The following is a 26,661-nucleotide window of genomic DNA, read 5'->3' as shown; positions in this document are numbered from 1 at the left end:
ATTTCAAATGTTAAACTGGCAAATGACAATTGTGATGACGACGCTTTTACTTGTTTTAGTCACTCTTTATATCTCAAAGAGATACTTTTATAGCAAAGAAATTGAGTTGCTGACAGAATCTTGTCAACAAGAAGACGGCAAAATCATACTAGAAACAAATAGTTTGACTATGGATTACTCCTTTGAGTGTAAGAAAAAATAAAACAGGCAGCTTTCTGCCTGTTTGACACCAATTAAAACCCTAAGTTTTGTAACCACTTGTTTAACAAGGCCTCTCGTTTCTCAGCGGTGAAGCGATCGTATTTTCCTAAATTTAAATGAGCTGAAATTTCACCGTCATTCATAAACAAAATTCTTTCAGAGCAAAGGGCCACTTTTGGATCATGGGTGACGAGAAGCAGAGTTGTTCCTTCAGAATTGATTTGTGAAAAAATATCCATGACTTCCTTTGTGGTTCTTGAATTAAGAGCACCTGTGGGCTCATCTGCAAAAAGAATGTTTGGTTCATTCATAAGAGCTCGACAGATAGAGGCTCTTTGGAGCTGTCCTCCTGATACTTCTGATAAATATCTATCAGCTAAATGATCAATATCAAGTTTCTCCATTAGATATTTTGCTCGTTCATTGACTTCTTTTCTCGGCATTTTCTTCGCTAAGTAAGCTGCAGCAATGATGTTATCAAATAGATTGAGGTTTTTTAGTAAGTGGCTGTGTTGAAAGACGAATCCCATCTCTGATAAGCGCAAAGCTGTTAACTGTTTGTCTGTCATTTCTGATAGCAGTTGACCTTTATATTTGATTTCCCCTCTGGAGGATGTCTCTATACCGCTAAGTTGATAAAGCAAAGAGGTTTTTCCACATCCTGAAGGTCCCATAATGGTGACAAATTCTCCACGTTTAATTGATAAGTGAATATTTCTAAGAATGGTCTGTTTTTGTCCTTTTAATGAATCAATTTGTAAAGACAATTGTTTCGCTTCAATTAATTGTTCCATGTGAAACATCTCCTTATGAAAGTGTATGACGGCTGATTTTACTAGAAAAAAAGGACTTCAATAACCACGAGATGACAGTTACATTCACCATAAACAGCAGGAGAGGATACACGATCCAAACCCATTTCGGGGCTAACCACTGAAGGCTGGATGCTCCTAATGATGCTCCGCCTGCACTCATTAACGCCGGACCAATAGTATGAACAGCGATTGCTCCAATGAAGGCACCAATAGAGAGAACGACGATAAAACTTGTTAAGTACTGATAGGTTAAATCTTTTTGAGAAAAACCAATCGTCCTTAACAAGTGAGTACGATTTAAATCTTTCGCCCTTAACATGTGTAGAAACATCATTAACATGAGGCTGGCTGTTCCAAAAGCTGCGATGGTTGAAAATAATGCAATCACTTTTACTAGAGATGCGGTGCTTCCTATTGTTTGATGCACATATTCTTTCATATCTGTCACTTTTGCAGGAGACATATTTGTTTCAAGTGCTGCTTTTTTTCCTGCCATATCTATTCCTTGTTTTAATTGTATTTGAATGGTTTTCCAAAGGGATGATTGAGGAAAAGGCTGAGATAATGCTTTAGCAGTTTTCCCTCCGTTGGTGACGTCTTGATAAATGCCGGTAACCATTTTTTGAACTTGCTGCCCATTTGTGGCGAGAGTGACTTTTCCGCCTATCTTTTTCTGAAGTGAGTCAGCACTCAACACCGATAAAGCAATCTCTTCCTCCTTCAACGGTTCCCTTCCTTGTAAATAGGTGAGAGGGAATGCTGATAGATCACCTGTTTCTAAATAGAGCGTTTCTAATGTATTCTCCATTGTTTTGGCTTGTAGAGAAGTTGTTTCATAGACGGCAGATGTTTGAATGTCTTGGTCTTCGCTAATCATAGACTCTATTTTATTTGTACTTTTCTCTAAATGATTTCCCTGCCGAATATCAATTCGAAGGTCACTTTTTCCAGAGCCAAGATATGTGATGAAATCTGGTGATTGTAATGTGTACCATAACTGAATCGGCATCAACATTAAAAATGTACAAAGCGCGATAATACAAGTAATTGTTGAATACATCTTTATTCGCGAGAACAGATCTTTCAAACCAAACCAAAAATTTACTGGGAGGAATCTGTTTTTCTGGAGGTGCATAGGAATTTGTTTTTTATGGCTTGGTGAGCTTATGCCGCCTTGAATGGCTTGAGCGGCTGATATTTGTCCAAATCTCCTTAGGACAGCATAGCTGAATGAGATGACGATCATTGCCGTCAAAATTGACACCAAAAGCGGGATCACCTGATGAATAAAAGAGAGGCGATTCCCCATATATTGCTGAATATTGGCTGTAAACAAATCACCAAACATGAGCGTCATTAAATATCCTGCTATACACCCTATACAGGCAAGCACAGCATATTTCCCAACGTATAATTGTTTGATTTTTGATAAAGGGATTCCAAGTACTTTTAAGATTCCAATTTCACGTTCATCCTCTTCTATAGCGGCGGTCATAGCGAGACGAAGAGAGAGGAGAGAAATGCTAATGAGCAGAAAGCAGACAAGAAGGAGAATGGCGATCACCATACCATCTGTTAGGGCATTCAGCATGCGAAGCAGGGGTAATGTGACAGCAGGCCCCTGTTGTGGCAGCTCAGATGATTGATAGAGTGATTGAAAAGCATCTGCTTGACCAGCATCATGCAATAAAAATTCAATTAAGTACTCCTTTTTTTGAAACACTTGATTCAGTGCCGCCCAGTCCGCATCATGCAGAAGAAATCTCTTTGAACTGACAAGACTTGGATTCATTTGGGCATCTCGTAAGAACGTTTTGATTTGAAAAGAGAATTGATGAGAGCCTTTTGTAATGAGTAACCTTTCGCCAATCTTTAAATGGTATTTTTGTTGAAAATAAATAGGGACTGCTACTTCTCCTTTATTTACAGTGAGCTTTTCATTTCGTTCGTTTAAAAGGAAATCAAAATAGCGATTTTGCTTTACAAATAAATGATCCATCACACCCGCTTGAGCAGGCTTCTGCCCGAACTTGATGCTGACATGTTCGATCGGAATCATTGGAACAATTTGATGTGCCTTCACCATCGACTGTTTACTTGAAAATGTATCGACCGCTTTTTCATCTAAGCTCCCATCGTGCATTTGGACAAAGTCTGGTGCTTTGGCTGATTGGAGTAAATCAGAAATGGAACCATTCAACTGGACTGTCATTTGCGCAGCGCTTGTTGCTAAAAATGATGTCATCATGATGCAAAGGGTTAAGCCGATTGAAATGAGACGGTGGCGGGTTAGGTCTTTCTTGATAAACGTCAATCTCATGAGGCTGATTCTCCTTCATGTCGAAGCATATTTTTTGTAAGGAAGGCAAGTGCAAACATCAAGGCACTGACGATTAACACGGTCACATACATGCTGGCGGAAAAAGTGTTGAACAAGAACCCGTACATCATTTGACCGAGCGGTGCAGCACATTGAGAGACCATTGTCAGATTGGCCATGACTTTTCCTAATTGAGCATTGGGTGTTTTCTTTTGCACATGTGAGATGACAACGATCGAAATCATGGTGAGCAGCATGGCAATTGGGAGACACCCTGCTAAAAAGAGAAAATAGGCTGGAAATGTCCCAAATTGAAGAGCCATCTTGGATGTTGAAAAAGCAACAGGCAGCAAAATGACTGCGATGACGAGCAGCCAGCGATACAAAGTAGGAATGCGCCAATGTTTCGCTACAAGCCCAACTAGCAGGGCGCCTGCGATGACGGCAAATTCAATGATGCCCATTCCTATTCCATACATGATGTCACTGCTTTTCATTGTGACCCTTAAAATAATGGGACCTCCAACGATAAAAAATGGTGTGAGGATGAAATTTAGCAGCGCTGCAAGCAGCATGGCTCTTTTTAAAAATGGCTGGCTTCCGATATAGGAAAATCCTTGTTTCATATCTTTCAAGAGTACTTTGGTCATCGGTTCTGCGAGTGGGCTAGGTGAGAAAGAGATATTTAACCGTAAAAGCATGCATGCTGATAGAAAAAATACAATGCTACTAGCACCTATGATGACCTGGCTCCCAATGAGTCCGTATAAAACGCCGCCAATGATAGGAGCGACAACACCTGAAAGGGCCTGCACGCCATTCACGATGCCATTTGCTTGTTCTAATTTTTCTTCTTTCACTAGCTGAGGAATACTCGACATCACAGCAGGAGCATAAAATGTACTCATGACACCAAGGAGAATCATGACGGCTCCAATCATATAAAGTGAATCATGACCTGAAAATAACCAGAAATAAAAAGCCAGAATCATAATGCCAGTAAGAACATCGAATAAAATCATCAAATTTCTTCTGTTAAACCGGTCAGCAATTGCTCCTGCTAATGGCGAAAGGAGGAGCGGGATATTGGATAAAGCAAAAAGCAGGGCATATAAATCAACACGATGTGTCATATCCAAGACGTGTAAAGATAGAACAAAACGAATCAAGGAAGACCCGAAAACGGAAATAATTTGCCCGAGAACGAGGTAGATAAAGTGGGTGGAACCATTTTTGGCTGATGACGACATGAAAATCACTCTCCTTTTAGACCGACCGTCAGTCTATAATGTATGCAGGATTGGTATTGAGGTGACCAATCACTGATTATTGTCTTCCGGTTCTCCAGTTAAACGTTGGAGAAGGAAGGAGAAACTTCCCTTTTCTGCATGTAATGAGGCTTCAAGGATTGCAATAAATGCTAGAGCTCGTTGTATGCTTTCCGCTGTGGTCCATTGGAAAAGTCCCTCATCAAAGATAACCTGTGCAGAAGCGAGGAGAAATTCGACAGTTTCTTGTGGGTAATCCGTTTGAAATATCCCTTCTTCTACACCTTGCTGAATGACTTCTGCTAAAACGGGTGATAGCTCTGTAATGGCTTTGATCAAGCTTTTTTGATGCATCTCTGCATTAGCAGGCTGATGAAATTGTTCGATCATGCCTTCTTTATGGCTGCCCTGTTTAGGAGATTGTGCCATGATGATGCGAAATAATTTATCGACCACTGAGATATCTGGATCAGCGGCAATACGCTTTGCCTCGATGATATCTGCTTTTATGATCCGGTCAATGATTGCATCCATCACTTCTTCTTTGGAAGTAAAGTAATAATAGAATGTGCCTTTTGCAATGCCAACGGCTTTGAGGATGTCAATAATTGTGGTTTGCTGATAGCCTTTGGTTGAAAAAAGCTTCTCTGCTGCATTTAAGATGTCATTTTTGCGTTCCTCAGGATGTTTAACGGTTCTCATAAAGCCATCCTTTCTTTTGACTAGACTGTCGGTCGGTCCCTTGATTTGATTAAACACTTTTTGGCGTATCTTTGTCAACGGCTGTTTTTTTCAGCTTTGCATTTATTGTGCAATGACACTATGATACATTGAATGAAAACCCCTTCAGGAGAGATGCTGAATGCAATTTTTAACCAGTGAATTGGCGCAAGAGATGGTTGAACGTACGATGCATATTTTACATCAAAACATCAATGTCATGAATGCAGATGGTGTCATTATTGGGTCTGGTGAACGAAAAAGGATTGGACAAAAACATGATGGAGCACGTCTAGTGCTGTCAAGCGGAGATAGTGTGGAGATTGATCAGGAGACGTCCCGCCGCTTAAAAGGCGTGAGACCTGGAATCAATCTGCCTATTTGCTTTCGCGAACAAGTCGTTGGTGTCATTGGGATTACGGGTGAGCCAGAGGACATTCGTCATCATGCCGAGCTGGTGAAAATGGCAGCTGAACTCGTATTAGAGCAGTCTTTTCTACTTGAACGCTTCCAGTGGCGGCAGCGAATAGAGAGTGAAATTGTGAATCAGCTCATCTCCGAGTCTGACATGGGTGATCATCAGCTGAAGCACCGTGCTGACTGGCTTGGAATGGATCTAGACAAGCGGCGAATGGCTATTGTTTTTCAGCCGATTCCATCGTCCGAGGATACTGTACACAAAATGATGCATGCCATTCATTACGATAAGAATGCGGATGATTTACTAGGCATGACCTTCCGTCATGAATTAATCCTGTTAAGACAGCCCATATGTGACCATCAACTCAAGCATGTGATCGAACAGCTGCAGCAAACAATGGCAGGTGCAGTTGATGGACAAGTGCTAGTGGGTGTAGGAACTGTCGCTGAGGTCATGAGTCAATTACCGGTGTCCTTTCAGCATGCGAGAGAAGCCCTGCGGTTAGGAAAGGTGCTCCATCCAGAGGAAAGCATATATGTTTTTGAATCTTATCAGCTTGAAAGCTTGTTTATAAAAGCGAGAGCCGCCAAAGAGGGCAAACGGTGGAGTGATTTTTATCATCCGCTGATACAAGAAATGGAGCTCGTTCAAACGTTAAAGGTTTACATTGAAGAGGGCGGGGATTTACAAAGAATCGTTGATCGTCTATTTATTCACCGTAATACACTGCGATATCGTTTAGATAAAATCCAGGCATTGACCGGAAAAGACCCTCGTCATGTGAAACAGTTGATGGAGCTGTACATAGCACAATTGGACAATCAACTGTCTTAATTGTGCATTTGCACAACTAGATTGAGAAATAAATAAAAGAAGTTCATTTAGATTCACAACTCGATCCCAATGAGTAAACGCTTACAATTAAGAAAAGACAATCAGGAGGGATGGAGAATGGGTGGAGATGTGACAGTAAGTACATTAGGCGCATTGACTGCGCTTGTGATCGCTATTGTTCTCATTTTAAAAAAAGTATCACCTGCTTATGGCATGCTGGCAGGCGCATTTATTGGCGGTTTGGTTGGCGGTGTAGATATTGTGCAGACCGTGAACGTCATGATGGAAGGCGCAAAGGACATGATTCCGGCTGTTCTTCGAATCATGGCGGCAGGTGTACTGGCAGGGGTTTTAATCGAGTCGGGTGCAGCATTATCTATTGCTGAGGCCATCGTCAAAAAGCTTGGAGAGGCGAGGGCACTTTTAGCACTTGCACTTGCAACAATGATTTTAACAACGGTGGGTGTTTTTGTAGATGTAGCAGTCATTACAGTAGCACCAATCGCACTTGCCATTGCCAAGCGTGCAAAACTTTCTAAAACGGGGATTTTACTTGCGATGATTGGAGGAGGGAAGGCGGGGAATATCATGTCACCGAATCCGAATGCCATTGCAGCCTCTGATGCTTTTGGTGTACCGCTTACTTCCCTGATGGCGGCAGGTGTCATACCGGCTATTTTCGGGATAGCCGTCACATATGTATTAGCCAAAAAGCTTGCGAATAAAGGGACACCTGTTCTGGAAGAGGGAGCTGACCAAGGCGAGGTTCAAGTACCTGGTTTTTTACAAGCGCTTGTCGGCCCGCTTGTGACCATTCTCTTGTTAGCCTTGAGACCGTTGTTTCAAATAAATATTGATCCAATGATTGCCTTACCAATAGGAGGAATTGTTGGCGCTCTTTTCATGAAAAAAGGGAAGTTTCTCAATGATTATGCGATGTCAGGGCTGCATAAAATGTCAGGTGTAGCGATTATGTTACTAGGGACAGGAACGTTAGCTGGAATTGTATCGAATTCTTCCATGAAAGAGGTATTTATTCAGGTGCTTGACGCTTCGGGATTACCTCCTTACTTGCTTGCACCAACGTCTGGAATTTTTATGTCGGCAGCCACAGCTTCGACAACTGCAGGGACGGCAGTTGCAAGTGGTGTATTTAGCGGAACTCTTATTGGTCTTGGTGTATCTGCCCTTTCAGGCGCAGCTATGATTCACGCTGGCGCAACTGTGCTCGACCATATGCCGCACGGAAGCTTTTTCCATGCAACGGCAGGAAGTGTTCAAATGGAGATAAAAGAACGGTTGAAATTAATGCCCTTTGAATCGTTAATTGGTTTGACATTAACCGTTGTATCGACCATTATCTTTGGTATTTTCCAGCTGTTCGGCTGAGGACTTAATGAGAAACGAGGGGTTTTTGGATGAAAATTGTGATCGCACCAGATTCATTTAAAGAAAGTTTATCTGCTTATGAGACAGCATGTGCCATTGAACGAGGATTTCGCTCTATTTTGCCACATGCAGAATATATGAAAATCCCAATGGCAGATGGAGGAGAAGGCACAGTTCAATCGTTAGTGGATGCGACAGGCGGAACCATTGTCCAGCAAGTGGTCACAGGCCCGCTTGGCAAACCTGTGGATGCCTTTTTTGGTATGTTGGGAGATGGACAGACAGCTGTCATAGAGATGGCAGCAGCATCAGGATTACATCTTGTCCCGCCAGAAAAACGGAACCCCTTGTTCACGACGTCTAGAGGGACAGGAGAATTAATGCTTGCAGCGCTGGATAAAGGAGCGAAGCATTTAATCATTGGGCTTGGCGGAAGCGCAACAAATGATGGTGGCGTTGGCATGATGCAAGGTTTAGGTGCTTCTTTTCTCGATAAAGCAGGCCAAGATCTCACGCCGGGCGGTGGATCACTGAATCAATTAGCTTCTATTGATCTATCTCGACTGGATCCAAGATTGCGATCAGTCCGTCTGGAAGTGGCGTGTGATGTGGATAATCCTTTAACGGGTGAAAGAGGAGCGTCTGCTGTGTTCGGTCCTCAAAAGGGAGCAGATACAGAAATGGTTCAACTGTTGGACAAGAATTTATCTCATTTTGCACAAGTGGCTAAGCAGCATCTTCATGTCTCTTTTGGGGATGCGGCAGGTGCAGGAGCGGCAGGAGGACTGGGTGCGAGTTTATTAGGCTTTTTACAGGCTGATCTGCAAAAGGGAATCGATATTGTACTGAAAGCCGTCCATTTTACTGACATACTAAAGGACGCTGACCTAGTCATCACAGGGGAAGGGCGGATTGATCAGCAAACCATTTACGGCAAAACGCCAATCGGTGTAGCCAAAGCTGCGAAACAATATGGACTCCCTGTTATTGGCATCGCTGGGTCCCTCTCAAAAGACAGTGCAGTCGTACATGATCATGGCATTGATGCACTTTTTAGTATTGTTCCTGGCGTCACGACTCTGGCTGAAGCCATGCATGATGCTAGTGTGCATGTAGAGAGAACAGCAAGGAATATTGCGGCTGTCATGACATTTGGAAGAGATAAGTAAATGATGAAAAATGTTTCCTTTTCTATCACATTCCTTTCTATAGAAATGTGGTAAAATGGTTCTAAATGAAAAAGAAAGTTGGAGGAAACACAAATGTCTAATCTACCGAATTGTCCATCGTGCAGTTCAACCTATACATACGAGGATGGCAGCATGCTTATTTGTCCAGAATGTGCGCATGAGTGGTCGCTAGAACAAGAACAAGCGGCAGAGGAGCAGCTAGTTGTCAAAGATGCGAATGGAAATCTATTAAGTGATGGTGACACGGTCACTGTGATTAAAGATTTAAAAGTCAAAGGCTCTTCTTCGGTTTTAAAAATAGGGACGAAGGTCAAAGGGATTCGTTTAGTCGAAGGCGATCATAACATTGATTGTAAAATTCCTAGCTTTGGCGCAATGAAGTTAAAATCGGAGTTTGTGAAGAAAGTATAATATATGAAAAGAGGCTGTCGATCATCAGCCTCTTTTTTATTTCGATATTTATAGGTGAAAGGTATAATCTTAAACATCATTTCATACATATGTACCTATTGAAAATCATTCTTTTTTTAAAAAATCAAGCCTCTTTTCTTATAAAAATTCACGCTTTTCTTAACTCTACCTTAAAAAAGGCAGATGATTCTCTAAATTTTGCCTAATCCCCTTCACAACTTTTGGGCATTGCTGTACCATATGGAAGTGTTCTTCTATTTTTGACGGATCATGGTGTTTATCAGGAAATAGATGATAGATGATACTTAGACAAAGAAGGAGAGGTAACGTGACGAACGTTTTAGAACTGCAACATGTATCTAGGCATATTCGCGGGAAAAAGATTGTTCAAGACTTGAGTTTCTCTGTCCAAGCGGGCGAAGTCTTTGGCTTCTTAGGGCCGAATGGCGCAGGAAAAACGACAACCATTCGCATGATGGTCGGTCTTTCTCCCATTACATCCGGTGACATTCTGATTAATGGTCATAGTATTCAAACTTCATATCAGCATGCCATCCAAGATGTCGGTGCAATTATTGAAAATCCAGAAATGTATAATCATTTAACGGCAAGGCAAAACCTTGTTCATTTTGCCAGAATGAATGGAAAAGTGGATGAGGGTCGAATTGATGAACTGCTAGAACTAGTTAGTTTGCAGCATGTGAAACATAAGCGTGTCCGTACGTTTTCATTAGGAATGAAGCAGCGTTTGGGGATTGCTCAGGCATTGATACATAAACCGAAACTGCTAATCTTAGATGAGCCGACCAATGGACTAGATCCAGAGGGAATTCGTATGATACGAGATTACTTGAGAAGGCTGGCAAAGGAAGAAGGGCTTGCTGTCATTGTTTCAAGTCACCTCATGTCAGAAATGGAATTGATGTGTGATCGTTTCGCCATTATCCAAAAAGGAAAGCTGATTGCGATTGAGGATCAGCGTGCAGAGACGAAGCAGGATGATTTGGTCAACTATCGTATGAAAGTAGCATCAAGTGAGCTAGAAGAAACTCAAAAGCTCATTAAAGCATTTGAGGAAGGCATCACAGTTAGAGAAGAGGAGCAGTACTTATTCTTCTCCATCCTAGAAGAGAAAATGCCACAATTGATTCGTCATTTGAGCGAGGCTTCTATTCATTTGTACGAAATCAAAATAGAAAAACAAACCTTAGAAGATAAGTTCTTAAGCTTAACAGGTAAAAAGGAGGCAGACGTATGATTCGCCTCATTCAAAACGAGTGGATGAAAATCAGTTATCGTGTGGGTACTTGGATTATGGTTGGGCTTCTTGTTTTAGGTATGATTGCGACGTTGATTTTTGCTGTTAAGACAAATGACGGAGATCAAGCATCCGGTGATTGGAAAACTGAGTTGCAAGAAATCAATAAAGCAAAGAAGCAAGAATTGAAAGAGGATAATATAAGCTTTTATAAGAGATCCCTTGAAACCGAAATAGCGATCAATGAGTATCGAATCAAACATGATTTACCTCCAGCCGATCAATTCGGTAAAAATGCATGGACTTATGTGGAAACAAATGCTAATTTGCTTCAGCTGGTCGGTGTATTTGTGATTATTATTGCAGCCACAATTGTCTCGGCTGAATATAAGCATGGTACAATTAAATTATTATTGATTCGTCCACCATCCAGGTTGAAGGTTCTTTTGTCTAAATACTTTACCGTTCAACTATATTCACTTTTCTTGATCGCTGTCCTATTTATCTTATCCTTTATCTTAGGTGCGATATTCTTTGGACTAAACAATGATTATGTGTATTTGGCTTATCAAAATGGTGAAGTCATTGAACGGTCTCAGTTTGCAAATATGGTCTCTTATTATTTGGCGCATTGTGCTATGTTTGTTGTATTAGGGACACTTTCTTTTGCCATCTCAACGGTGTTTAGAAGTGAGGCCATTTCCATAGCGATTAGTGTATTAGCCTATGTTGTGGGAGCATCCATCACAAGCATTTTGATGTTCTTCTTTGATTGGGCGAAATATTTATTGTTTGCCAACGATCCTGCACAGTATTTCGCAGAAACACCTACTTTTATCGAAGACATGTCCCTAGGTTTCTCACTAACGGTCCTAGTCATTTATTGGGCTATCTTCTTGGCGGTTGCTTTAATCGTCTTCCAAAAGCGAGAAGTAAAAACAGGTTAATTTAACTTTTTAGGAGGTTTCTATCAATGATTAAGCGTAAAGGTGAAAAAATTATGGGGATTATCAGTATTGTCCTCAACGTAATTGGTGTTGGTTTTGGGGCATTGATGCTCTCTGTGGACCCAGCATTTTATGAAGAAATGAATGAAATTTTACAAGAGGAAGGCAGCGCCTTGCCAGTTGAAACACTTGAAGCTTCGGTTCATGCCTTTGGCGTTCAGTTTATGGTTGTTTCCGCAATTGCGGCTGTCTTAGCCCTTGTTGGTGTGATTGTCTTGAAAACAGACCGCCGTGCCGTGCTTTCTGGTATTCTTTTCTTGGTTTCGGCTGTGACTCTTTTAATTGGAACTGTAGGTCTTGCTTTCGTTCCAATGATCTTGTTGCTAATCGTTGGATTGATGTCACTGATTAGAAAACCGAAAACAGACATTCACACGAGTGAATATCCTTCATAATTCAAAGAAAAAGACATGCGCTGATTTTGCGCATGTCTTTCTTTTTTATATGATGCCAATCAGTTTGGCGATGATGAGTAAAACGATACTGAACCCCCACATCCAAAAGAAGGAGTAGCGGATATGTTTCCCCATATCGACCCCTGCAAGACCGATGGCAAGCCATACAGCAGGTGCAAGGGGGCTGACAAAGGTGCCGATGATATTTCCAATCATCATGGCGTATGCCGCAGATGTTCCTGACACACCAACCTCTGATGTAATCGATTCGACAATCGGCAAGAGTGCATAATAATAGGCATCTGTACTTGTCAGCATATCAAGAGGAACCCCAAATATCCCCACAATGATATGTAAAAATGGCAGTAAGAAAGCTGGCAAAATGTGAATACTGTCCACTGCAATCGCCTTTAGCATGCCCGTTCCTTCAAGAATTCCTAAAAAAGAACCTGCGGAGAAAATTACAGCTGCCATCATTAGTGCACTTGGGGCATGTGCCTTTATTCGCTCCATTTGTAAATTCACATTTGGAAAGTTAATCAGAAGTGCTAGTGAAAGACCAATCATAAACATATAGCTAGCAGGAATCACGTTAAGCACAAGAAGGACAACAACAGCTAAAAATAGAATGAGGTTGACCCACATTAAGTGATAACGCTTTAAAGACGCATCGCCTGTTTCGCTGATCGATTGAATGGCACGATCCCAATCGGCGCCTTCTAATTGGACAGCGGCTACTTCATTTGCGGCGATTTTCACCCGAATTCGTTTTTCTTCTCTTTTTCCTAAAATGAATGCCATTCCTAATACGAGCACGACCCCGATCAGCTGAATGGGAATAAGCGGTACCCACAGTTCAGATGGGTCCATATTTAGAACACTTGCTGCCCGTCCTGTGGGGCCTGCCCATGGAATCATATTGGTTAATCCAGCACTCGTCCCGATTAACAATAGCAATAAATAAGGACTCATATGTAATTTTTTATAAAGTGGAAGTAGTGCAGGTACAGTTAATAAAAAGGTTGTAGCGCCTGCTCCGTCTAAGTGTGCGATGACTCCAATCAAGGCAGTTCCCATCGCAACTGTGACAACATTCCCTTTTGTCAGCTTGATTAACGCTTTAATTACAGGTTCAAAGAACCCTGTATCTTGTAAAATGCCAAAAAATAAAATGGCGAAGATAAACATGGTCGCCACTGGCAAAACTTTGATAATCCCTTGTTCAAAGAAAGTTTGAATGTCATTGATACCAAATCCTGCGATGAGCGCCCCTATTAAAGGCACCATGACCATGGCGACAATTGGACTTGCTTTCCCCCAAATCAGCAAAACAACAATCGTTAAAATAATCAACAATCCAACAAACGTTAACATAAGCCCCTCCCCCTACAATAAACCGTTTACATTTGTTTGTTTTTTTACCAATGCAATCCCACATTTGCATTGAAAAAAAGAGTATCAAAAATGTGAGTATTAGGCAACCGCTTTCATACCTATACAATGGTAAAAAAGGATGGCGGGGCCAATCATGGTGCGGTGTTCAATATGTCAAAAAATTTAGATAAAAAATAATACTTCTATTGATAATCTACTGCCTGGAGATGTTTTATAGGTATTTAGATTCACTTAAAAGTAAAAAGCGTCCTGTGGATGGACGCTTCTTTCACACTATTTTTTCAAAATAACATATTCGTAAGGATTCAGTTGTAACTGTTGAGATGTATGCTGTCCAGTCAGCAAATTTTCATAGCTTTCCGCTGAATCTAGTGAAATGTTCTGTTGCTGTTCTGTAAAATTCATCATAAACACAAAGTCCTGCGATCCATCTGTTCGTTTCTGGACACTGACGCCCTCTGGAATCGAAGAGGATAGGATCGGTTGTATGCCTATTCCTGTGATAAGGTCTTCGTAAAAATCATCATAAAACGCCTGCTCATTTTCAGAAGCCATATAGTATGCTTTCCCTTTGCCAAATGGACGGACAGTAAGGGCGGGCTGTCCTTCATAGCAGCCATTCTCAAAATGCCCTAACACAGAGGCTGATTCTGGGTGAATGGATTCGCAATATTGCCCGACATGGTAGGTGCGTCCATTTCCTGTGGTCATTAAGACGTGTTCATCGGGCATTAATGTGTTGATTTCCTCTGCCCAAATACCAAGTACATGACGGAGAGGACCGGGGAAACCACCAAGGAAACAGAGGTCGTTTTCATCGACCATGCCGCTCCAGTATGTTGCCACAAAAATGCCGCCCTCTTTGACAAATGCTTCGATCTTTTCTGCTACACCTGGTTTGATCATGTAGAGCATTGGTCCAACAAGCACTCGATAGGATGAGAAATCCTTTTCCATCCCGACAATATCAACAGGGATGCCCTTTTTCCAGAAACTGCGATAGTGAGTTTGGCAAGCCTCTACATAGCGTTTGTTGGTATTATTTAAGCCTTGCGCATCATCAATTGCCCAATGGTTTTCCCAATCATATATGATGGCGACCTCTGGTTGAACGGATGTACCCGCAATCGGCTGAAGCTGCTCCAGCTGTTTTCCTAAATCAGCGACTTCTTGAAACACACGCGTGTGTTCATGTCCTGAATGATCCACAACGGCTCCATGGAATTTTTCAGAGGCGCCTCGGCCTTGTCTCCACTGGAAATAAAGGACGGAGTCGGACCCGTGGGCAATCGCCTGCATGGCAGAGAGGTGTGCCATTCCTTTATGCTTCACCTTATTCACTTCATGCCAGTTCACGAGGCTTGGTGTGCTTTCCATCACAAGAAACGGCTGACCATCCTTTAATGACCGATATAAATCATGAACGAAGGCGACGTTTGACGCTAATTCTGCAGTGGTTTCTCTGCCGCTATGCCATGCTGGATAGCTATCCCATGAGATCACGTCGACTTCTTTTGCAAATTGATGATAATCCAGTCCAAGGAATGGACGCATATGCGGATAGTCGCCCATAAAATTGGTGGTTACTGGCACATGAGGTGTTAATTCTCTCAGCGGTTCAATTTCATTTTGATAAAAATTGATCGTTTGCGCTGTGACAAAACGCTTCCAATCTAGGTTCATGCCATGAATCATGTGCTCGCCATGAGGGGCTGGTGACTCGATTTGCGACCAATCGGTAAAGGTGTGGCTCCAAAATCCCGTCCACCATGCTTGATTCAAAGCTTCAAGGTCATGGTTGTATTTGTCTTTCAAATAGTCTCTAAATGCTTCTTGGCAAAGATCACAATGACATTCACCGCCGTATTCATTTGAAATGTGCCACATGATCAGCGCTGGATGATCTTTGTAGCGTTCAGCAAGCAAACGATTGAGTGTATTCGTTTTTTCTCGATAAACCGGTGAGGTGAAGCAATGATTATGGCGAAGTCCGTGTAAGTTGCGCTGGCGGTTTGCTTCAACGCGTAAGACTTCTGGATATGTTTGCGAGAGCCAAGCAGGTCTTGCTCCGCTTGGCGTGGCGAGAATGGCGTGAGCTCCCTGCGCTGCCAAGCGGTCCATGATATCATCCAGCCAGGCAAAATCATATTCCCCTTCTTTTGGCTCGAGCTTGCTCCAAGCGAAAATATTGATAGAGAATGTTTGACAGTGTGCAAGCTTCATTAATCGAAAATCTTCGTCAATGATCTCCGGCATATGGAGCCATTGATCAGGATTATAGTCGCCACCATGCAAAAAGCCTTTCACATTTGGGTGAACGAGTGGGTAACGCTTTCCCATTTTGTCACGTCCTATCTGTTTAATTACGGTGTCATTTGTTTAAATACATCAAGAGAAGGCAGGGCTTTTCCGTTGAAATCAAACATGGTCTGATTTTCCCAAGCATTCCCGACTGTCCCGGTTGTTTGAATATAAGCGAGCCCGTATTGACTAGACCACGGAGCACCTTTTGCTGGAATCCAAAGCGGCTCCCAATAAAAGAACCCTTTCCCGCGATTGTTTTTCACTTGTGAAATTTTTTCTGATAGATCTCGTATAAAAGATGCCTGCCCTTGTGGTGATGCTGGATAACCGGCCGTATTGACTGAATCTTGGTTAAATGAGTTATCGAGGTTGTCACCATTTGCTGTTGTAAAGCCGTAGGCGGTTTCTACCACGATGACATCTTTGTTATAGCGGGCGCTAATATCATTCATATTGGTAGTAAGACCGCTAAATCCCCCGTCCCAATACGGGTAGTAAGATAAACCGATCGTATCGAAGGAAACGCCTCGTTTGGTGATTTCATCAAACCACCAGCGAGATGCACCATTGTCCCCCCCATGTGCAAGATGAAGCATGACTTTGATGTTTGAATCGACAGAGCGGACAGCATTTGTTCCCGCTTTTAGCAAAGCAGCGAGCCGGTCAAATTCACCGCCGCCTTCACCCCAGCTCTTTCCGTTCGGCCAAAGCATACCTGAATTCAATTCATTCCCGACCTGTACCATATTTGGCAGGGCATTTTGTGCTTTCATCGCTTTAAGTACATCGCTTGTGTAAGTGCCAACAGCTTTTTCTAAATCGCTTTGGGAGAAATTTGTCCAAGCTTTCGGTTTGAACTGTTTTCCGGGATCGGTCCAGAAATCACTGTAGTGAAAATCAAGCAGCACTTTCATATTTTGTGCTTTTGCACGTTTCGATAGAGCAATGGCGGTATTTAAATCGTTTGTCCCCCCGTTATAGGCCCGGCCTTGGTTGTCGTATGGATGGTTCCAGAGTCTGATGCGCACATAGTTGACACCTTTCTCTTTTAATAGCTTGAGCGGATCAACCTGCTGCCAGTTTTGGTTGTAGTATTTGCCGCCGCTTCGCTCCACTTCTGCGAGCATGGAGATATCGGCTCCTTTGATGAAATCACCTTGCAATCCATTGATCGGTTTCACCGAAATCGAATCAGCCTTTGCTTCAGGCAGAATACCTAACCCCATCAGAAAGAAAACGACAACAGTGACAAGCAACCATTTCTTCATCAAATCTCCCCTTATCCTTTTGTCCCGCCTTGTGTGAGGCCGGATACAAATTGTTTTTGTAAAACAAGAAACAATAAAGCAACTGGAATCGCAATGAGTAAAGCCCCGGCTGCAAAGGTCGTGTAGCTGGCACCCATTTTGTCTGATACAAGATTGTATAGACCGATTGGGAGCGTATACATTTCGGGTGAACGGACAATGACACTGGAGATGATGAAATCACCCAGCGGTCCTGTAAATGAGTTGATGGCAACAACGGCTAAAATCGGCTTGGCAAGTGGCATAATAATTTGGATGAAAATCCGGAAATGCCCTGCGCCATCCATTCTGGCTGATTCATCGAGATCCTTTGGAATCGCATCAAGATAACCTTTCATTAAATACGTATTCATCGGGATTTGTCCGCCTGCATAAATCAAAATCAATGCGAGGTGGCTGTTAATGAGTCCAAGCATTTGAGCCAATACAAAAATGGCAATCAGCGCTGAAAATTGAGGAATCATTTGCAGCAGCAAAAAGAGCATCAGTCCATTCTTGCGTCCTTTGAATCGGAACCTAGAAAAGGCATAACCTGTAAAGCTAACAAGGATCAACGTTAAGAGCATAGTCGCAATACTGATTTTCATTGAGTTCCAATACCATTTTGCATAAAGTGCTCCCTGACCGAAGAAGAGTTCTGTAAAGTGGCTGAACGTTGGATTCTTCGGAAACATGCTTGTGCTCATCAGGCTATTCCCAGGATTAAAGGAAGCACCGAGCGTCCAAAGGAGTGGATATAGAATACATACGGAGGCGATGAAAAGGATGAAATAAGTGATACTCAGGCGAATGAGCTTATTTTGTTTTGATCCCATATCACATCATGTCCTCCTCTTTGAATGAATTCGTTCTCTTAAACTGCCAAAGTGCAATGGCAATGACGAAGATTGACAGTAAGATCGTAACAGCGGCAGCGAGTGCATATTGAGAAGATTGCATCGTCAGTTTGTAAATCCAAGACACCAAGATGTCCGTTCCCCCAGCAGTTGAGCCAGCCACAGGCGGTCCTCCGCCATTAAATAAGTAGATGATATTAAAGTTGTTAAAGTTAAACGTATATTGCGTGATTAATATAGGTGCAATTGAATAGAGGACAAGCGGTAATGTAATGGAACGGAATTTCTGAAAGAAATTTGCCCCATCAATGGTTGCAGCCTCGTATAAATCTTCAGGAATGGCCTGTAAAACGCCGGTTGTCATAATGAACACAAAAGGAAAACCAAGCCAAGTCTGCATCGCAATAAGAGCGATTTTGCTCCAAAATGGATCTGTCAGCCATGGTTTTGGATCAATTCCAATCGATGCAAAAAGGGTATTGTTAATCGCACCAAACGTGTCGTTAAACAATCCAGCAAACACCAAAATGGTCACAAATCCTGGAACAGCCCACGGCAGAATCAAAATCGTTCTGAAAAACCGTTTTCCTTTTAAATCTTTTTGATTGAGCAGAACCGCTAGGAAAATGCCGACAGCACATTGAAGGGTCGATGCAGCCAACGTCCATACGACCGTCCAGCCCAGTACATCAATAAATGTGTCTCTCCAAATATCGATTGAAAAGATATTTTGAAAGTTTTTGATGCCTACCCAATCAATGAGATTGGCAGGAGGCGAGTGGTATAAATCATAGTTTGTAAAGGCCAGCGCAAAGCTGAACATAATAGGAAAGACAACAGAGAATAGAAGTAAAAAGAAAGCAGGAGTGCTCATTAAGTAAGGAAAGCCTTGGTCGATGAGCTGATGGTATTGAGCACGGATGGAATGAAGCGGAACCCCTTGATCAAGTTTCTTTCCGTTCATAAATGCATCTCGTATCATGAGTACATAAAAACCGATGCCAAATCCAGCTGTTAAAAGTGCAATAATTCCTTTTGCTAAAAGGAAAACAGAGTTGTCACGAGGCAGCATCGTACCAAGTGTGAACAGCCCCCAGAAGCCAATATTGAATAAATCATAAAACACTACTAGAAAAGAAACGCCAAACAGGAAAAAGAGTGCCCCTTTGCCATACTGTTTGTTGTATATTTGCCCCATCCCGGGTATAAGAGAGAACATTAGCGCCCGTCTCCGGTGTGTCTTTGATTCCACTATGTGTGTGCGGTCTAGTTCAAGGTTACCCGTCACGTCTAACACCTACTTCATATGAAATTAGATCAAGTGCAGGCAGCATGACAGATGAACAGCTACCTGCGCTTGGTGTTTATTTGGAGTGATTCGCTTTAATTTGCGAGTCGATTTGTTTGACCGCATCATCAAATGCCTTTTTCACATCGGTACGGCCAGTCGCAATCAGCCCTAATGCGCTGTCAATCGGCTTCCACACCTCTGCCATCTCTGGATTGTTCGGTGTCAGCGTGGCATATTTCGTTTGCTTTGAAACAGCATCCGCATTAGCGTTTTCAGTAATGACTGGGTCTTTCATCAGCTTTTTCACTGGTGGAATTTCCTCTGTGACTTCAAAGCGCTTTTTCGAATTTTTTTCGTTCGTGATAAACTCAACAAATTTCTCGGCAAGTTCTTTATTTTTAGAATAAGAGGAGACGTTGTAGCTCTTTACACCTAAGAACGAGCTCATATGTTTTCCGTTAGGGAGTGTTGGCAGTTCCGTCACGCCATAGTCGATACCCGCTTCTTTATAAGGACCAAATGACCATGGACCAGAAATCACAGCCGCTGCCTTTTTCTCAGTGAATAAGGAATTGAGGACATTGATTCCTTGCTCACCAATGATGCCTTTCGGGAAAAGTCCTTCGCTAAAGAATGTCTGAATGTATTTTCCGCCTTCGATGGCACCATCGTTATTAAGACCAATATCATTGACGTCATAAGAACCATCGTTTTTCTGTTTGAAAATATAGCCACCTGAACCGCCTAATACACTTTCTGCGTAATAAATTTCATCCCACTTCGCAACAAAACCGTATTTCCCGTCCTTTGTCAGCTTTTTCGAAAGGTCATACCAGCCATCGAGTGTCGTTGGTGCCTTTTTCACAAGGTCTTTGTTATAGAAAAGCACAGTGGTTTCAACGGATTTTGGCAGGCCATATAGCTTGCCATCTATCGTTTGTGATTGAATCGATTCGTCTGTGAAGGAATTGATCACTTTTTCATCTGGTTTGATTTCTTGTAACAATCCCTCTGTGACAGCTGATCCAATTTGGTCGTGAGGCATGGTGATGACATCTGGACCAGTGCCGGCTGCGCCATCAAGACGAAGCGCTTCAATTTGGTCGGCATATGCTTTTTCGACTACTTTGACTTTCACGTCGTTTTGTTTTTCAAATTCTTTGACGGCGTCTTGAATCCCATCAGACTTTTTGACATCCTCCCACACTAGCAAGGTCTTTGTACCTGTAGATGCCGGCTGTGTACCGCTTGAATTGTCATCTCCTGGTCCGCATGCTGACAGCAGCAGCACAGCAGTACCAACGACTGCCGATAATGTCGCCCATTTTCCCTTTTTCATTCGTAATCCCCTCTCGTTCTTTTTTCACAGATGATAAGAAAACGCTTTCTTAATGTGAGAATATCAACTTGAGTAAAAAAAGTAAACACATTTTATTAAATTTATTAAGTAAAATTTTTTACTGAAATAAAGAGAAAAGAAGCCCACCATATACGGCAGGCCTTCCAGCTGTTTATATCGTGCTTTTCCGAAAGACAGGTTCTGAGGCAATCAGCACGGTTTTTGTTAATGTTCTGCCATCAACCAGTCTTTCTAAAAGTAAATCGACAGCTGTTTCGCAAAGTAAAGAGGTATGGATGTGATAAGTTGTGAGCGGTGGTGACACATATTGAGAGACGTGAATATCGTTGATACTAAAGACACTCACTCGATTTGGTAAAGAAAAACCGCGTTCATTTAATGCTTGTAAACAGCCTATCGCAAGAGGATCACTTGCGACACAAAAAGCGGTTGGCAGGTGATCGCCGAGCTCGTCGATCGCCTTCATCATCAATGAATAGCCTTCATCTACAGAGAAGTGGTGACCGATATAGACCAATTGTTCATCCAGTTTGTTGTGTGCTGTCATGTACTGGCGGAAAGTCGTTTCACGAATATCTGGAATCCGCCTATTTGTATTGAGATCAAGATCTGTCCCGCCAATAAATCCGATGGATGTGTGCTGTTTTTCGATAAAAGAATCGATAATCTTTTCTACAATTCGTTTCAGGTTTGGTTTCACAGAATCAAAGCGGTCTTCATCTGGTGATGTATCAATAAAGACGATATGTTTTGTGATCGCATATAATTGATCAAGCTCAGTTTTTTTAAATCGACCGATGGCGATGATGCCTTCTGTAGAAGGATCAATCGATTGAAGACCATCAGATGGGTTGTAAGCGGTAACATTTAAGCTTCTGGTATTGGTGAGTTCCTCGATGCCTAGACGAATGGATTTAAAATAAATATCTTCAAGCTCTTCTTTTTCGGTCATCCAATAGAGAAAGGCTATTTTTTTAAGTGAATGTTTGAATGTCTTTTTTTGATAGGACAAAGCTTCTGCTGCCGCATATACTCTCTCACGTGTTTGATCCGTAACCGATAGGTTGGGATCTTGGTTCAGTACGCGAGACACGGTGGCGATGGATAATCCGGCTTTTTCCGCAATGTCCTTTATTTTAGCTGCCAAGTCAGCACCTCCTATAGAAAATATCTCCTTTCAGTATAGAGTCTTTAAAAAAATTAGTAAATATTTTTATTAAATTGATTGGTTTAGGCTGTTCTTTACGAGTTGGAAAGGAATTAGTAAGATATATGTATTGAAGATGTAGGATTAAGATTTCTGATAGGAGAGGGACAGATGTATTATGATGCACTGAAGACATTTGTGACAGTTGTGGAGGAGAAAAACTTTACAAAAGCAGCACAGAAGCTGCGGATTTCTCAACCGAGTGTCAGTCTTCATATTAAGAATTTGGAGCAGGAATTTCAGACCGTTCTGCTTAATCGTTCGCCAAAGCAATTAACGGTGACACCAACTGGGGATATGCTGTACCATCGATCAAAACAAATCATCCGTTTATATGAACAGGCGAAGCAGGATATTTATGAGCATCATCATCTGGCACGAGGGAAGCTCATGATTGGAGCGAGTTTTACCATTGGGGAGTATGTACTGCCGCAAATCTTGGCAGAATTTCATCAGCTCTATCCGCATGTTGATATTGAGGTGGTCATTGATAATACAGAGGCGATTGCCAGACATGTTCGGTTGTTCCATGTCGACATCGGACTGATCGAAGGACAAACCAATGACAAAGAACTCTCTGTAGAAACGTTCCTAGAGGATGAACTGTATATCGTTGCCCCATTAGACCATCCGTTTGCAAAGAAAAAGGATGTCACCATTGATCAATTACAAAATGAAACATGGATCACAAGAGAAGAAGGATCTGGGACAGGAGAATACTTACAGCACGTCCTGAAATCAAATGGCCTGAAAGCGCGGACTTTTGTGACATTTAGCAGCAATCAAGCGATAAAAGAAGCTGTCATTCATGGAATGGGGCTATCTGTTTTATCTAAATATGTCCTCCAGCGGGGCAGCATTGGCGGGGAATTGGCTGTCATTTCTGTGAGGGGAATGGACTTTAAACGGACATTTTCCTATGTCGAATCCCCGATGACAGGTGGGAATAAAAATAAGGAATTGCTTGTCGAGTTGTTGAGAAAAGAGAGAAAAGACGCTTCTCCGCAGTAGGAGAAACGTCTTTTTTTTATAATCCTTTGATGTTGATTTCATCGACTGGGAGGAAAATCTCACCTGTATCTGTGTACTTCATGTTGACTTGATCGCCTTCTTTTAAATAAATAATAAGAGGCTCTTTTTCAGATGACATGGTGTAGTTTTTCCCATCGTCTAGTAAGAAGGTGACGGTTGTATAATCACCGGTCTTTTCCTTATACACCCTCTTCACTTTGCCTGTTGACTCTTTCTTTTCTTGCTTTGATGAACTATTGACGGTACCGCCGCCTTTTTGAAGAGCAGTTTTATAGGCTCTTAGTGCTTCATTTGGTGTAGAAGCGTATGCGGCGATCTCAGGATTGGCTGCCGAAACAATAAAGTAGTTTTGCAGGAACCCGTTTGAATCGAGAACAGGTGTAAGCCAGCTGGCTTCCCCGTAGAAATTATAAAGAATCGGCATGCGGCCCTTCCATTTCTTCTCGATAAATCGTTTCTCAATAATTTGCAAAGCTCCCTGTGAATCCATGTAGGATTCTTCAAGATTACCCGTATAATACGTGGCTTTTCCTGTTCGGGCATTTGTTAGTGCATACCCGAGCATGGAATCAACGCCCTCTTTTGGACTGGTGAAATCTGTGAAGTAATACATATCCCCTTTTGAATCAAACACCGGACTTACATTGGCTTCCGTTCCCTCGTCTGAAGGCAGCTTCACATCTGATTTTCCAAAAAGACTGTTCCAGAAACCATGTACATAGTTGCCGAAGTAACTATTTTGCAGACTGACGGCCTCTGGCGAAACAGCGCCATCAATAAAGGCTGGTACTTTGTCTAAGGAATATTTCTTCGTTTCACCCGTTTTGGCATCCACAACAACCACACCTGAAGCTTTAAACCCGTTTCGTGCAGAGATGAAATCTCCAAATGTTTGGATGTAATAAGGCTTGCCATCATCATTGATCTCTAGCTGCGTGTCTCCATAGAAAATCAAGTCTGGATACTGAAGACGGATATGCCGCTCAATTTCCTTATTGAAATAGGAAGAAGGCGTATAGACCATCTCGGTTTTCACAAACTTTGGATTGGCAGATGAGTCGGTCGCACTTAATGTAAAGTAACCCGGTGTGCTACCAGAACGAATCCATTTAAAGAAATCGGAGAACTCGACGGGTGCGATATACACATACTCACCATTGACCTTCTGAATTTGCAAGCTGCCAAGCTCGTAGTAACTCGTGTTTGGCACCTGTCCGAACGATTTCTTCATCTTATTGCGAGCAAATTGCGGTGGTACACTCGCAGGTGTTTCTGTCTCATCGAACGCTTTGATTTCGACTTTTTGCTCCATTTTAGACACGTCGAATTTCTCATTTGCATTGAATAGAAAAGCGGTTGCCATATAAACACCGAGCAGCAATAATATGAGAAATAAAACGCCCTTGATCTTCCGCTCCAATCCCACTGATAAAAAGGCACCTGCTGCTGTCACAACAAGTCCAATGAGCCACAGTGATGATGGGTTGCGGTCTAAATTGGTGATGTAGTAGAAGCCGAAAATCCCGATGATAAACAGCAGTGCCAGTCCCGCAATCCACATAAGCGGCACCTGTTGTTCAGTCCCTTTCTTTCTAACGATTAACCTGAGTGGTGTGAGCAAAAGGGTCAGGACAAGACCGATCACAACCGAAAATAACAACATATATCCCACAAACAGATCTCCTTTCAAATCAATCACTCTTTTAGTATATACGAGTGAGACGGGGAAAAGATTCACCGGATGGAAGGTTCATTTAAATGCCGATCGAATCAATGGCTGATTGAACATCTTCTTTCAGCTCAAAAAATGTGAGTCTTTTTTCGATTTTCTCTATTAACGCGTCAATGGCTTCACCTGACATATGGGTTTGGATGTTCCTTTGATGTTTGTACACGTTAATCAGAAGGTCATCAATCAGATCTACTATTTTTTTGGCTTCTTGACGATCCTCTGCAAATTCATTTTGAAGTTGATGCCGGATGGCTCTAATCAGCGCTGTTTTCTGTTCTTCTTTGATCTTTGCCTTCAAAGCAGCCAGCTCTGCTGGTGTCATATCTTCCGTGTTAAAGTTTGCTTGAGAGAAGATGGAGCTAGATGTATGCGTATCTGTCACTCTCTGTAAAAAACGATCTGCGTCTGTTGGTTGTTTCTTTGAAAATTCCATTTGTCGTACTCCTTAAGAAATCCCCATATTCTTGGCAAGGGTTGTATCTGCATCGTGGTATTGTTTTCCTAGCTGGCTCATATCATCTGATATTGAATCCATCCACCTTTTCATATCCATCGCATGATCAATCGCTGCATCATATTTTTTGACCGAATAGAACTCATTTTCAAGACCCTCTGTTTTTAAGTGGCGAATCACAGCATCCACATCTGAAGCCGTCAGCTGGTCATACGAACCAAAACCGACAATTTGTTTGTATCTTGAACGGACGCGTTCCACCGATTGATCCACTTTGTCATCGAGTTTCTCAATTTTACGAATGATTTGCTGCATATGGTGCTCGGCATATGTGGAGAATTTACGACCTGTGTTCATAAGAACATGCGACTTGATTAAAATCGCTACCACACTTTGCGGGTGAACATTTGATTGGCTCAATTGATGTAACATGGCGGCAGTGAGAGAAGGGTTTTTTCTCAACATATCATCAATGGTTTGAACGGAGCCATCTGACGAAAAGGAATACCGGTCTAAGCCATGGCTGCCGGCGAGGGCTTCAAGAAATAAATTCGCATCAAGTGAAGGATTCACACTCATTGCCCGATTGAGGAGATTTTTCATAAATTGGACGGCCTTTGAGGAGTCCTCAGTGTAATCGACGCCTTCAGGTAAAGCGGCATCATACATCACTTTCACACGACCGATTTCTGTCGTATGACGATTTAAGAGAGAAAGCCCGTCATTGAGATTGATATATTCTGTTAATCTACTACGGTAATCACCTTTTAATGCTTTGGCTTGCAGACCATCCGATAGATTTGGGTAAATATTCGGATTCTCAAAGGTGACCCCGCCTTGAATAAAATCATTTTTGACAAGAACATAAGAAGCATTTGACCCGCCAAGTGAATGCCCTGTCACATACATCTTCGCATTCGGCATTTTCTTATGGATCTCTTTCGCATACCGGTCCGCCTGCACCATTTGATTCTCTGCACCGTGTTCAAAAGGGATATTTTTAATCAAATACTTCGTATCTGAAATCAACCAATCTTGTACAATCTCATTTGTATAGGCCGTTGTCCCTGTCGTCATCTTCGTCGTCACTTCCTTTGACGTCTCTGACTGGCTAAAAGGAGGCAACTTTGTCAAAATGGTAGAAAGAAGATCATCTGACTCTTTTTTTCCATGTTTTTTAATGGTATCTTTATATTGGCCTGCGCCAATTGGTTCTGACCCGCGGTAGGCGATGACGGCGTTTTTGATTTTGGTGAGGTCTTTGCCGCCATCGGAGCGATCAAAATCTTCTTCGGAAACGATAGTTAGTGCATTAAGACCTTTAGTTGTTTCTTTATAATCAATGACATACATGGTCTTATTTTTACTAATGTCTATTTCACTAGAAATTCTATAGTAATCTATTTTATAAGCTGCATTGGAAATAAGATTATAGTCTTTAGCAGAAAGTTCGTTTTGGGCTACGGTTTTAGACAAAATTGTCACTCCTGTAATATTTATCTTATATATTATAG

At 42.1% G+C, this 26,661-nt stretch carries 22 protein-coding genes; 8 read left to right on the top strand and 14 right to left on the bottom strand.

The window, feature by feature from the left end; all coding sequences use genetic code 11:
- Positions 1-233: 233 nt before the first annotated feature.
- The 4 genes from N521_RS04760 to N521_RS04745 form a co-directional block, all read right to left on the bottom strand.
- On the bottom strand, positions 234-995 hold the full coding sequence (locus N521_RS04760; protein WP_008347378.1) for an ABC transporter ATP-binding protein: 762 nt from the start codon (positions 993-995) through the stop codon (positions 234-236).
- A gap of 13 nt (positions 996-1,008) precedes the next feature.
- Positions 1,009-3,336 (bottom strand): FtsX-like permease family protein, encoded by a 2,328-nt coding sequence (locus N521_RS04755; RefSeq protein WP_035390041.1) that lies wholly within the window; start codon positions 3,334-3,336, stop codon positions 1,009-1,011.
- Positions 3,333-4,586 carry an MFS transporter gene (locus tag N521_RS04750; protein WP_035390039.1) on the bottom strand — a complete coding sequence of 418 codons (1,254 nt, stop codon included), beginning with the start codon at positions 4,584-4,586 and terminating at the stop codon, positions 3,333-3,335. Before N521_RS04750 ends, N521_RS04755 begins: the two co-directional genes overlap by 4 nt.
- A gap of 69 nt (positions 4,587-4,655) precedes the next feature.
- On the bottom strand, positions 4,656-5,306 hold the full coding sequence (locus N521_RS04745; protein ID WP_008347371.1) for a TetR/AcrR family transcriptional regulator: 651 nt from the start codon (positions 5,304-5,306) through the stop codon (positions 4,656-4,658).
- Between the two features lie 160 nt (positions 5,307-5,466).
- Between N521_RS04745 and N521_RS04740 the strand changes: the two genes are divergently transcribed.
- The 7 genes from N521_RS04740 to N521_RS04710 all read left to right on the top strand — a co-directional run bounded on the left by N521_RS04740 (position 5,467) and on the right by N521_RS04710 (position 12,229).
- Complete coding sequence (locus tag N521_RS04740; protein WP_035390037.1) at positions 5,467-6,579, top strand: CdaR family transcriptional regulator; 1,113 nt, start codon at positions 5,467-5,469, stop codon at positions 6,577-6,579.
- A 117-nt stretch (positions 6,580-6,696) separates the two neighbouring features.
- Positions 6,697-7,968 carry a GntP family permease gene (locus tag N521_RS04735; RefSeq protein WP_035390035.1) on the top strand — a complete coding sequence of 424 codons (1,272 nt, stop codon included), beginning with the start codon at positions 6,697-6,699 and terminating at the stop codon, positions 7,966-7,968.
- Between the two features lie 29 nt (positions 7,969-7,997).
- A complete protein-coding gene (locus N521_RS04730; RefSeq protein ID WP_035390033.1) occupies positions 7,998-9,137 on the top strand; it encodes a glycerate kinase in 1,140 nt (379 codons plus the stop codon).
- A gap of 93 nt (positions 9,138-9,230) precedes the next feature.
- The gene (locus N521_RS04725; RefSeq protein WP_017359922.1) at positions 9,231-9,569 is read left to right on the top strand and encodes a zinc ribbon domain-containing protein YjdM; all 339 of its coding nucleotides are present in this window, start codon (positions 9,231-9,233) and stop codon (positions 9,567-9,569) included.
- Between the two features lie 328 nt (positions 9,570-9,897).
- On the top strand, positions 9,898-10,827 hold the full coding sequence (locus tag N521_RS04720) for an ABC transporter ATP-binding protein (RefSeq protein WP_035390031.1): 930 nt from the start codon (positions 9,898-9,900) through the stop codon (positions 10,825-10,827).
- Complete coding sequence (locus N521_RS04715) at positions 10,824-11,774, top strand: ABC transporter permease subunit (protein WP_035390029.1); 951 nt, start codon at positions 10,824-10,826, stop codon at positions 11,772-11,774. Before N521_RS04720 ends, N521_RS04715 begins: the two co-directional genes overlap by 4 nt.
- A gap of 26 nt (positions 11,775-11,800) precedes the next feature.
- Positions 11,801-12,229, top strand: coding sequence for a DUF4064 domain-containing protein (locus tag N521_RS04710; protein ID WP_007497283.1), 429 nt, complete (start codon positions 11,801-11,803; stop codon positions 12,227-12,229).
- 45 nt (positions 12,230-12,274) lie between these two features.
- Here the strand turns inward: N521_RS04710 and N521_RS04705 are convergent, their stop codons facing one another.
- The 7 genes from N521_RS04705 to N521_RS04675 all read right to left on the bottom strand — a co-directional run bounded on the left by N521_RS04705 (position 12,275) and on the right by N521_RS04675 (position 21,869).
- Positions 12,275-13,603, bottom strand: coding sequence for a CitMHS family transporter (locus N521_RS04705; RefSeq protein WP_035390026.1), 1,329 nt, complete (start codon positions 13,601-13,603; stop codon positions 12,275-12,277).
- 294 nt (positions 13,604-13,897) lie between these two features.
- Entirely contained in the window at positions 13,898-15,964 is a 2,067-nt protein-coding gene (locus tag N521_RS04700; RefSeq protein WP_035390024.1) for a beta-galactosidase, read from the bottom strand.
- 23 nt (positions 15,965-15,987) lie between these two features.
- Complete coding sequence (locus N521_RS04695; RefSeq protein ID WP_035390022.1) at positions 15,988-17,196, bottom strand: glycoside hydrolase family 53 protein; 1,209 nt, start codon at positions 17,194-17,196, stop codon at positions 15,988-15,990.
- Positions 17,197-17,207: 11 nt separating this feature from the next.
- A complete protein-coding gene (locus tag N521_RS04690; RefSeq protein WP_035390020.1) occupies positions 17,208-18,050 on the bottom strand; it encodes a galactooligosaccharide ABC transporter permease GanQ in 843 nt (280 codons plus the stop codon).
- A gap of 1 nt (position 18,051) precedes the next feature.
- Complete coding sequence (locus tag N521_RS04685; RefSeq protein ID WP_035390018.1) at positions 18,052-19,290, bottom strand: carbohydrate ABC transporter permease; 1,239 nt, start codon at positions 19,288-19,290, stop codon at positions 18,052-18,054.
- Between the two features lie 145 nt (positions 19,291-19,435).
- Positions 19,436-20,701, bottom strand: coding sequence for a galactooligosaccharide ABC transporter substrate-binding protein GanS (locus N521_RS04680; protein WP_035390016.1), 1,266 nt, complete (start codon positions 20,699-20,701; stop codon positions 19,436-19,438).
- Positions 20,702-20,873: 172 nt separating this feature from the next.
- On the bottom strand, positions 20,874-21,869 hold the full coding sequence (locus N521_RS04675) for a LacI family DNA-binding transcriptional regulator (RefSeq protein WP_035390014.1): 996 nt from the start codon (positions 21,867-21,869) through the stop codon (positions 20,874-20,876).
- A gap of 171 nt (positions 21,870-22,040) precedes the next feature.
- Here N521_RS04675 and N521_RS04670 point away from each other — a divergent pair, with 171 nt between their 5' ends.
- On the top strand, positions 22,041-22,940 hold the full coding sequence (locus N521_RS04670; protein WP_035390012.1) for a LysR family transcriptional regulator: 900 nt from the start codon (positions 22,041-22,043) through the stop codon (positions 22,938-22,940).
- Positions 22,941-22,956: 16 nt separating this feature from the next.
- Here the strand turns inward: N521_RS04670 and N521_RS04665 are convergent, their stop codons facing one another.
- The 3 genes from N521_RS04665 to N521_RS04655 form a co-directional block, all read right to left on the bottom strand.
- Positions 22,957-24,633 carry a hypothetical protein gene (locus tag N521_RS04665; protein ID WP_035390010.1) on the bottom strand — a complete coding sequence of 559 codons (1,677 nt, stop codon included), beginning with the start codon at positions 24,631-24,633 and terminating at the stop codon, positions 22,957-22,959.
- A gap of 82 nt (positions 24,634-24,715) precedes the next feature.
- Entirely contained in the window at positions 24,716-25,126 is a 411-nt protein-coding gene (locus N521_RS04660; protein ID WP_024720438.1) for a hypothetical protein, read from the bottom strand.
- Between the two features lie 12 nt (positions 25,127-25,138).
- Complete coding sequence (locus tag N521_RS04655; protein ID WP_231493284.1) at positions 25,139-26,632, bottom strand: lipase family protein; 1,494 nt, start codon at positions 26,630-26,632, stop codon at positions 25,139-25,141.
- Between the last annotated feature and the right edge of the window lie 29 nt (positions 26,633-26,661).

It is taken from the genome of Bacillus sp. UNC125MFCrub1.1 (assembly GCF_000701305.1).
GTDB classification, from domain to species: domain Bacteria; phylum Bacillota; class Bacilli; order Bacillales; family Bacillaceae; genus Bacillus; species Bacillus altitudinis.
This window is presented reverse-complemented; position numbering and strand designations above follow the sequence as displayed.

Coding starts and splice junctions, on each gene's coding strand:
- N521_RS04760 (WP_008347378.1), bottom strand. CDS start 995: ATGGAACAATTAATTGAAGCGAAACAATTGTCTTTACAAATTGATTCA.
- N521_RS04755 (WP_035390041.1), bottom strand. CDS start 3,336: ATGAGATTGACGTTTATCAAGAAAGACCTAACCCGCCACCGTCTCATT.
- N521_RS04750 (WP_035390039.1), bottom strand. CDS start 4,586: ATGTCGTCATCAGCCAAAAATGGTTCCACCCACTTTATCTACCTCGTT.
- N521_RS04745 (WP_008347371.1), bottom strand. CDS start 5,306: ATGAGAACCGTTAAACATCCTGAGGAACGCAAAAATGACATCTTAAAT.
- N521_RS04740 (WP_035390037.1), top strand. CDS start 5,467: ATGCAATTTTTAACCAGTGAATTGGCGCAAGAGATGGTTGAACGTACG.
- N521_RS04735 (WP_035390035.1), top strand. CDS start 6,697: ATGGGTGGAGATGTGACAGTAAGTACATTAGGCGCATTGACTGCGCTT.
- N521_RS04730 (WP_035390033.1), top strand. CDS start 7,998: ATGAAAATTGTGATCGCACCAGATTCATTTAAAGAAAGTTTATCTGCT.
- N521_RS04725 (WP_017359922.1), top strand. CDS start 9,231: ATGTCTAATCTACCGAATTGTCCATCGTGCAGTTCAACCTATACATAC.
- N521_RS04715 (WP_035390029.1), top strand. CDS start 10,824: ATGATTCGCCTCATTCAAAACGAGTGGATGAAAATCAGTTATCGTGTG.
- N521_RS04710 (WP_007497283.1), top strand. CDS start 11,801: ATGATTAAGCGTAAAGGTGAAAAAATTATGGGGATTATCAGTATTGTC.
- N521_RS04705 (WP_035390026.1), bottom strand. CDS start 13,603: ATGTTAACGTTTGTTGGATTGTTGATTATTTTAACGATTGTTGTTTTG.
- N521_RS04700 (WP_035390024.1), bottom strand. CDS start 15,964: ATGGGAAAGCGTTACCCACTCGTTCACCCAAATGTGAAAGGCTTTTTG.
- N521_RS04695 (WP_035390022.1), bottom strand. CDS start 17,196: ATGAAGAAATGGTTGCTTGTCACTGTTGTCGTTTTCTTTCTGATGGGG.
- N521_RS04690 (WP_035390020.1), bottom strand. CDS start 18,050: ATGGGATCAAAACAAAATAAGCTCATTCGCCTGAGTATCACTTATTTC.
- N521_RS04685 (WP_035390018.1), bottom strand. CDS start 19,290: ATGTTCTCTCTTATACCCGGGATGGGGCAAATATACAACAAACAGTAT.
- N521_RS04680 (WP_035390016.1), bottom strand. CDS start 20,701: ATGAAAAAGGGAAAATGGGCGACATTATCGGCAGTCGTTGGTACTGCT.
- N521_RS04670 (WP_035390012.1), top strand. CDS start 22,041: ATGTATTATGATGCACTGAAGACATTTGTGACAGTTGTGGAGGAGAAA.
- N521_RS04660 (WP_024720438.1), bottom strand. CDS start 25,126: ATGGAATTTTCAAAGAAACAACCAACAGACGCAGATCGTTTTTTACAG.